The organism is Vibrio sp. 2134-1 (genome assembly GCF_033339495.1).
The window spans coordinates 1-717 of sequence record NZ_JAWOUS010000397.1 but is presented as its reverse complement, the minus strand read 5'-3'; the positions used below and the strand labels follow the sequence as shown (position 1 = coordinate 717).

Annotated in this window: 1 protein-coding gene; it reads right to left on the bottom strand. The window is 47.6% G+C overall.

What is annotated here, in order from left to right; translation table 11 throughout:
* Positions 1-717 (bottom strand): cobalamin biosynthesis family protein (locus R7R78_RS26230; RefSeq protein ID WP_225474625.1); only part of this gene is annotated, 717 nt, incomplete at both ends.

Sequence of the window (717 nt, the reverse complement as noted above, 5' to 3'; positions counted from 1 at the left end):
GAACCACAATCCAAGCAAAGATGCGCCAAACTAGCAAAATTTGGATTTGTGCAAGATGAATAGCAGAAGGCACAATGCGTCCACCAATCTTGGTGCGTTCTGCTCTGACGCCTTGGTATAGAGCAGGGCCTCCTAACGAAAGCTGGAACTTATTGCCGATAGTACACAGCAACCAAGCTGGTCCTGGCAATGGCCAAGATTTCGCTTGTTGTTTGAGTTCATTAAGCACTGCGGACATATTGTGACCAGCAAGCAACAGTAGGGCAAATAATCTCAATGGAATGAATTCTAAAACGGCAACGATTTGAATGGCTGGTTTCCCAAATGGCGCATACTGACGACGGCTAGGAGACCAAGCTCGTGCTAGCTCCATGGTTAAACGGTACATGAGCGCCCCAATCCCACCTGCGATGGCATACCAAAACAGTACACACACTACATTGCGACCAAAGCCCATAATGATGGTTTCAGCTCCGGCTTTACCTATACCGACAAGCGATAACGTTTCGGTATCACGATTCACAAAAGGCTTGAGTAGCTCGCGACAGCGCGTTTTATCCTCACGCGACAAGGCGAGGGCAAGTTGTTTGGTGAGGGTTTCGCAACTTCGCCAATCTAACGCTAATAGTAACAAGGCAAGTTCGTACAGAGGCTCTTGCCAAACTAAGGGCTTTAGAGCGATTAAGAGCACCAAACACGGCAATGTCATCAAAATAA